The sequence below is a fragment of the Moraxella oculi genome (assembly GCF_023336735.1).
Taxonomy (GTDB): domain Bacteria; phylum Pseudomonadota; class Gammaproteobacteria; order Pseudomonadales; family Moraxellaceae; genus Moraxella; species Moraxella oculi.
On sequence record NZ_JAMBAQ010000036.1, the window covers coordinates 1 to 4668 of the forward strand.

Consider the following 4668-nt stretch of genomic DNA (forward strand, 5'->3'; position numbering starts at 1 on the left):
ACAATCGCCGCCCCTGCTGGAGTGAGTCCTTGCTGTTTATAGTCCCAGTCTTCATCGGTTAAGATGAGTTGTTGCCAGTTGATGTCGTCTCGCTGAGTTAAGTCTGACAAGTAGGCATATTCTGGTTGGTTGGCAAGTTCAAGGATTTGTTCGGTCAGTTGTCTTCTTTGTGTGTTTTTCTCAGAATCAGGGATTTGTACGCTGATGCCTCCTTTGGCATCAAGCACAGGCTTGTTCATGCCTGTAAAGCTAGGTAGGATTGCACTTTGTTTGATCTGACCTTGGTCAAGGGTGCGTTGCCATAAAACCCAGTTGCTGTCTTTTTGGTGGCGTTAATCGCAAAACTAACCTGTCCTATACTTAACTAACTTAATAGGTTCAATCCTGATCTACAAGTCGTAAATATAAATGTCATCATACTGGATGTCAGGCAAATAAAAAATATAATAGTAACATTAGACAAATAAGATCCAATTTCTTTGGCTTTTCTTGATAATGTAGCCACTACTTTCTCTATCTTAGCATCCAGTGCATTACCATCAGATTGATTCATTTGCAAACCTCATTAATATAATTGTAACCTAGCATCAAACAGCCGTAGCGTACCCTGCCTTGAAGATTTGTCATATCAACAGTTCCTGAGCCAGTAAAATATTTAGGAGGCAATGTAAATATTAAAGAACCTTAATCATATAAACAGCCATCTGCGCTTGCCTTAGCATGAGAGAGTCTGATTTTTTTCATAAATGTTTCTGGTATGGAAAATGCTTTTAGATCTAGGTTGTGAGCATCTCTAAAAATTTCAAATTTTTTATCTCCATTTAGAATGTCCAAACTGCCCGAACGCCTATGAATCACATAATAATATTTGTCCGTATCCCATAAATAGTATAATCCTTGCTTGTCGCATAACTTTATAGATAGTCCATACGGTATGTAATAATCTTTTGTTTTATAATAATCTATGATACCGATTGTAGGTGTCGATATATATTCTTCTGAGCGTCTTGAGTGTAAAGTGTACCATCGCTCGTCAGGGCTAAACTGCTCTAAATAGTAGTTATCACCCAAATTAATTTTCCTGTTTTCGTCGTATAAAACTATCGCTATGCATAGCAGTATAAGACAAAGTAACAAAAGCAATAACTTTAATGATAACTTGGCAAACCTAAACACGGCATCAATCCTTAAGTTCTATAATGTTTTTTGGGTTGTAATTGGTTTTATTAAAAGAAATTCTAAAGCCAGTACAGCCACTTAAAGATCCACAAATGGGGCTTCCAATTTTAGTGTTTGCATTTCTAAGCAATTCATCTGGTCTTAAAGAATGATGCATTTCAAAGTTATAAGTGTCATCATAAAACCCGTAAGTTCCATCTGTTCTTTTTACTAGAGTTAAAGTGCCAAAAATTGCCCATTTTGACAGATTTATCGGTCTTACAGTGGCTCTTAAATTGCCACTACCATCTTTAGTGGGTTTCCAAGAGCTTGTTACCAAGACTTTACCAACATCATCAGCATTAACCAATATGGTTAAGTTTTCATTTGTATTAACCCGGTAAAGATAATCTAGGTTTTCTTTATTAATTGTCAAAGTTCCTGCATTTAATAAGGCAACCAATTTGTTAGCTTCTTCTTGATTGGCTTTTGGTACACTTGCTTTAACTTTATTTATAGTAATCGCATTCCACCTCACCGCCTCCTCTGCCATGCTTGCGGCGGTGCCTACATCTTCATCTGCATAAGCAGCGGTGATGGCGGCTAACAGTTTGGCTTGGTGGATGAGGGTGTCTTTTTGGGTTTGGGTTAGGGTGTTTGGGTCATCTACTTGATAATCACCCCACATCTCCCCTATGGTAGCACCAATGGCACCTGCATTGCAATCATTGCCAGAGGCTTTGGCGGATAGCCTATATACCACCTATGCCCTGCTAGCCTTTCGAAAGTACTAGGGCTTTAAATTATTCTAACTGATTTATTGGCATTGATGAGAAATAAATAATCTGCAACACTTTGGGTAAATGCAAGATCCACACTTTTCAATCTTCCTTGTCAACAGTTTATCATCATTACCAAACCCCCTACGCATTTTATTCCGATAACTGCCATTCCACATTAATATGCCTCCAAACATGGCAAGACTGATTGGTATTTTTTAATTTAAAGAGTGCCAGATGACATAAAAAGGTGCATAAACATCCCACCAAAGCCCATCTAAATCATAAAGTATGTCACCATGTTCATTGATGTTTTCAAGAATACTTTCCTTAATATATTTCAATTTCTCATCAATATTTGTTGAGTTCAATTCATCTACTGTTTTATCCCTTATATCAGCCATAAAATGCAATTCAATAATATCTTTATTCAAAACATATTTAACAACATCTAATAAAATATCGATTACAAAGCTTTTATCAGTCTTCAAATTATGTAAATTTTCTATATTTTGTCTAATGTTATCATAAAGATAGCCAATATGACCTCCATAAGAAGCATCTATCAAATCATGGTAGTTAATTAAATGATCATATCTCATTGACAAACACCTTATTTTTCAAATTTAATTTCAATACGATTTGACTTTATACCAGATTGCGTATTTCTTGCTCCTATTATCTCAATGGTGTATTTAGCCATTGATTGCTTCTGCGTGTTTGAGTAAGTTCTCAAGTTGATGGTTGCACCTGCCAGAGGGCCTTGTGTTGGCTTAATAGACCACACTTGTGCAGGATTTCCATAAATATCCTTTCTGCCAGAAATTGGCCGTGAACTTGGCATATTTTGAATTCCAGCAATTTGCATGTAATAAGCCTGAACATCCTGATTGCTAACTCCCTGATAAATAGGGGCTCTATCACTTGTACGGGGATTTGCATGGTATGTTCTACCATTAATTATTACTGTCATATCCTTAGGTTGAATATCATTTGAATTGAAATCATTCCTAATTTGTTGAATTCGATATGATTGGATATACCTACTATTAATCTGCTCATGCCTAGCAGCATTAAAATTAGCATTATTTAAGCCAATATTAAGCTGCGTAGAATCAGGTCTATTTGATTGAGGCAAATATACCCGATTGTTTACCTGCCGAAACGCCTGATAGGCGATGTTTGTATTGGCATAGGTTTGATTTGAAAATCTAATAAACCGACTAAATGCTTGGTATTCTAAAACTTCTTCCTGAGTGATTTGACCATTACTTCTGATGTATTGCAGACCATGAAAATTTGGCAGATGCTTGCGAATGGCAATTGTCTCAAGAGCTATTAGATCCCTTCTTTGTTGCTGAATGGGATTTCTGACGGATGCCCTTCGAGTACCATTCCACCTCACCGCCTCCTCTGCCATGCTTGCGGCGGTGCCTACATCTTCATCTGCATAAGCAGCGGTGATGGCGGCTAACAGTTTGGCTTGGTGGATGAGGGTGTCTTTTTGGGTTTGGGTTAGGGTGTTTGGGTCATCTGTTTGTAGGAGTTTGGTTTATGGCTTTTGCTGTAATGCACGAGGGTTTTTACCACCCCACCAGTATGTGCGGCATTTGTTGCGAGGATTCCAAGATGCTTTAACAAAAAATGTTTTTTTGTGAGTGCGAATATCCAAATCAACACCAGATTCAATCTGAATCTCACCCTTGCAGTAAACACCTCAATCTTGCAGTGTTTCTAGTTTCACAAGATTTTGTTTTCGAGCTTCCAATTTGACTTTTTCAGTCATATCATGCTTAAAGCTTCGGCTAAAAGAGCGTGAATTACCTGCATAAAAATCCCCAAGAGAAAAATGTTCGTAGTTAGTCATCTCATTGACAATCATTTCCAATTCTTCTTTTGTTGGGATATTGTAGTGCTTAGATAAAATTAAATAAGGATTTGCTTTTTCAAAGCTTTTATCATAAACCTGATATTTTAGATATAAGCCATAAAACACCATATTAACAATACTACCTACAACCAGTATAATACGATCTTTAAGACTCATCGTAAAATCCTTAACTCTCTTAATGTCTCTTTTTCTTTATCTGTCAATGGACGCATGACGCTACCGTTGACACCAATTTGTGTATTGCCAATTCCTGTTGATATGATGACAGCACCTTCCTTACCTTCACCTTTAGATACACCAATGCAGGCAAAATGACAGGCTTGTAAACCAAATGACCTGCCTCTAATTGCGTTGTCAATCTTATCTGCTTCATTTGTGCCAAGCACACTACCAACCTGAACAGAAACTCCTACTTTCCATGCCATGACTCTTGCCGCCTTACCTGTTTTGGCATTTTCTTGGATTTTTTTTACCAGGTCTTTTGGGTTTATAGAGACTCCATATCCAGCTCGATAATTATCTGGTTTAACAATCTTATATTTGTCATTCTCAGGAATACCACCAACCCAAACAGTGCCATTTCTATTATTTTCAATGATGGTGTATGAGGCAGGGCCCAGATTGACTGAATATGGGCTTGCCTTGCGACCACGAATAACCATCGTCTATAAAACTGATATAACAGGATGTTGTTTTGGTACAATTCCTTTTGCTTTTATATGGTTTTATGATAATTTTTTAGGGGCTGTAGCAGATAAGCCCTAAATCCCACACCATTTTCTCAATATCTTAAGCTGATTAGATGGTGTGCTGTAGTTAAATCTAAACTCACATTCTTTG

The 4668-nt window shown here is 37.3% G+C and carries 6 protein-coding genes and 2 pseudogenes; all 8 read right to left on the reverse strand.

What is annotated here, in order from left to right; translation table 11 throughout:
• Positions 1 to 239: hypothetical protein (locus M2R47_RS09060; RefSeq protein ID WP_249102350.1), on the reverse strand; the 239-nt coding region annotated here is incomplete at its 3' end.
• Between the two features lie 445 nt (positions 240 to 684).
• Positions 685 to 1071 carry a hypothetical protein gene (locus M2R47_RS09065; RefSeq protein WP_249102360.1) on the reverse strand — a complete coding sequence of 129 codons (387 nt, stop codon included), beginning with the start codon at positions 1069 to 1071 and terminating at the stop codon, positions 685 to 687.
• Between the two features lie 109 nt (positions 1072 to 1180).
• Positions 1181 to 1846 (reverse strand): VENN motif pre-toxin domain-containing protein, encoded by a 666-nt coding sequence (locus M2R47_RS09070; protein ID WP_283162960.1) that lies wholly within the window; start codon positions 1844 to 1846, stop codon positions 1181 to 1183.
• Positions 1847 to 2155: 309 nt separating this feature from the next.
• Positions 2156 to 2539, reverse strand: a complete 384-nt coding sequence (locus M2R47_RS09075; protein ID WP_249102370.1) for a hypothetical protein — start codon at positions 2537 to 2539, stop codon at positions 2156 to 2158.
• Positions 2540 to 2550: 11 nt separating this feature from the next.
• A pseudogene (locus tag M2R47_RS09080) lies at positions 2551 to 3453 on the reverse strand (hypothetical protein); the annotation flags it as partial.
• Positions 3454 to 3654: 201 nt separating this feature from the next.
• On the reverse strand, positions 3655 to 3984 hold the full coding sequence (locus tag M2R47_RS09085) for a hypothetical protein (RefSeq protein WP_249102372.1): 330 nt from the start codon (positions 3982 to 3984) through the stop codon (positions 3655 to 3657).
• Positions 3981 to 4490: a hypothetical protein gene (locus M2R47_RS09090; RefSeq protein WP_249102376.1), complete on the reverse strand. Its 510-nt coding sequence runs from the start codon at positions 4488 to 4490 to the stop codon at positions 3981 to 3983. The genes M2R47_RS09085 and M2R47_RS09090 overlap by 4 nt, the downstream gene beginning before the upstream one ends.
• Positions 4491 to 4589: 99 nt before the next feature.
• Positions 4590 to 4668, reverse strand: a pseudogene (locus M2R47_RS09095) (IS1595 family transposase); the annotation flags it as partial.